The organism is Bacillus sp. LR_5 (assembly GCF_042709275.1).
Genome location: NZ_JAVAXX010000521.1, coordinates 1 through 2234, shown reverse-complemented (window position 1 = coordinate 2234; position 2234 = coordinate 1). Strand labels below are relative to the sequence as shown.

4 protein-coding genes are annotated in these 2234 nt (G+C 41.5%); all 4 read right to left on the bottom strand.

The annotated features are described in order from the left end of the window. Positions 1-40: 40 nt before the first annotated feature. The gene (gene rsmI, locus RAC86_RS37950) at positions 41-919 is read right to left on the bottom strand and encodes a 16S rRNA (cytidine(1402)-2'-O)-methyltransferase (protein ID WP_072565618.1); all 879 of its coding nucleotides are present in this window, start codon (positions 917-919) and stop codon (positions 41-43) included. Then, a complete protein-coding gene (locus RAC86_RS37945) occupies positions 894-1193 on the bottom strand; it encodes a GIY-YIG nuclease family protein (RefSeq protein ID WP_014112292.1) in 300 nt (99 codons plus the stop codon). The genes rsmI and RAC86_RS37945 overlap by 26 nt, the downstream gene beginning before the upstream one ends. After that, positions 1180-1923 (bottom strand): tRNA1(Val) (adenine(37)-N6)-methyltransferase, encoded by a 744-nt coding sequence (locus RAC86_RS37940; protein WP_014112291.1) that lies wholly within the window; start codon positions 1921-1923, stop codon positions 1180-1182. The genes RAC86_RS37945 and RAC86_RS37940 overlap by 14 nt, the downstream gene beginning before the upstream one ends. Before the next feature lie 58 nt (positions 1924-1981). Next, on the bottom strand, positions 1982-2234 hold a 253-nt coding region (gene yabA, locus RAC86_RS37935; protein WP_377886883.1), incomplete at its 5' end, for a replication initiation-control protein YabA.

Below are 2234 nucleotides of genomic sequence, written 5' to 3'. Positions count from 1 at the left end.
ATACAAAAAACGTTCTTGTTATGACACAAGAACGTTTTTTTTATTGCTGAATATGGTAAGCATCGTACACTTCACGCTTTGGAACATTGCGATCGACTGCTGCTTTTTTAATAGCTTCTTTAGAAGTAGCGCCTTTCGAGATGTAATGTTCGACATGTTCTTTCAACGTGAGGGTTTCCCACCATTGTGTTTCCTCATCTGATTCTTCATTTTTACTGCCTTCTACGACGAGACAAAACTCCCCACGTATTTGATCCTCGTTTGCCCATTCAATGACCTCAGTTATCGTGCCTCTGATAAACTCTTCATATTTCTTTGTGAGTTCGCGCGTTACAGCCATTTCCCGATCGCCTAATATCTCTGCCATCACTGATAAAGTTTCCTTCAATCTATGAGGCGCTTCATAAAAGATGATTGTTTCCTTCCGTTTTTTAAGACCTTCAAGCTCCTTCTTCTTTTCTTTTTTCTGTCTGTTGAGAAAACCGTAAAAGAAGAAAGGCTGCGGTACAATACCTGAAGCGATTAGAGCCGTTAATGCAGCATTTGCTCCCGGCAGCGGAACAACATAGCCGCCTATCTCCGTAAAATCCTTCACGATTTCCGCCCCTGGGTCAGAAATCGTCGGCAACCCGGCATCACTGACAAGAGCAATGTTTTTTCCCGACTTCAGCCATTCTATAATTTTGTGGCCGCTGCTCTCTTTATTATGTTCGTGATAACTAACGAGCGGTGTTTCAATTTCATATACATGACAAAGTTTTTTCGTTTGTCTCGTATCTTCCGCAGCAATCGCATCCACTGATTTCAGCGTATCAATCGCCCGGAATGTCATATCCTCTAAATTTCCAATTGGGGTTGGGACCAAATAAAGAATCCCCATGTTCGACTTTCCATTAAAGCTCATTTGGCGCCTTAACATATACAGCCTCCTTGCTGTTCCGCTTTTCTTCTATATAAAGCTCTTTTTTCTTTCGAGTCAGTTTTTTGAAATAATATTCCGCCTGCATGGCTTCCCGCTTTGTTGTGAAAGCTTCGGCAAAAATCAATTCAACCGGACGTCTTACTTTTGTATACTTTGCGCCCTTTCCATCATTGTGTGTTTTTACCCGTTTCTGCAGATCGTTGGTATACCCAGCATACCAGCTGTTGTCCCTGCACTGTACGACGTAGAAGAAATGGTTATTTGTCTCCATATAAAATGGACCTGATTTCTTTTGTATATTCATTTTGTTCGTCATAAACGAACAGAGGAGGAAGAATTTTCAAATCCGGACGCCCGCCTTTAATACCCTCTACCAAAATGGTATTGGCTTCTTTCCCTTGCTTCGGATAAACAAATTGCACACGCTTTGGCTCGATTTGGTAAGCCTTCATCAGTTCAAAAATCTCCAGAAGCCGTCCCGGCCTGTGAACAAGTGCTGCCTTTCCTCCTTGTTTGAGCAGCTTGCTGCTGACTGAAATGACATCCTCCAGTGTGCAGTGGATTTCATGTCTGGCGATTCGGAGATGCTCATTCATGTTTTGTTCAGTTTGTTTCGGTGTTTTAAAATACGGGGGATTGCAGGTGACAACATCATATCGATTATGCCCCAACTTCTCCGGCATGTTTTTCAGATCATCATGTATGATCTGAATCTGATCCTGCAGCTTATTATACTCCACACTGCGAACAGCCATATCATGGAGTCTTTCTTGAATTTCAACTCCAAGAATGTCTGCTTTTGATCTTGTACTGAGCAGCAGCGGCACAATGCCATTGCCGGTGCATAGATCAACGATTTTTCCTTTTTGAATCGGAACGTAGGCAAACTTGGACAGAAGCACAGCGTCCAATGAAAATGCAAACACCGTTGGACTTTGTATGATTTTCATGTCCTCTGCCAGCAAATAATCTAATCTTTCATCATCACGTAATGAAACCATCTTCTTATCCTTTCAGTACCTTTGAAAAAGGCTTCCGTCTTATGCGGAAGCCTTTTCCTTATTTTTTATTTAAGAATGACAGACAGAAAAGACAATCTTCTTTTCGAACACTTCCATAGTGAACATTGCAGATATGAAATCCTTCTTGATACAGACGTGCCAGATTATCATATCCTTCCCCTATATCAGTTTGCTCTGTCTTCTGTGTTTTTGATTCTTTTTTATCAGCTTTGAACTTTTCAATCTGCTGCGTCGTATCGTCCAGCCGTTTGCGCAAATGCTTGTTTTCAAGCTGTAAATGATGATTTTCT

Excerpts from the sequence above, each read along its gene's own strand:
- rsmI (WP_072565618.1), bottom strand. The coding sequence starts at position 919 with ATGTTAAGGCGCCAAATGAGCTTTAATGGAAAGTCGAACATGGGGATT.
- RAC86_RS37945 (WP_014112292.1), bottom strand. The coding sequence starts at position 1,193 with ATGGAGACAAATAACCATTTCTTCTACGTCGTACAGTGCAGGGACAAC.
- RAC86_RS37940 (WP_014112291.1), bottom strand. The coding sequence starts at position 1,923 with ATGGTTTCATTACGTGATGATGAAAGATTAGATTATTTGCTGGCAGAG.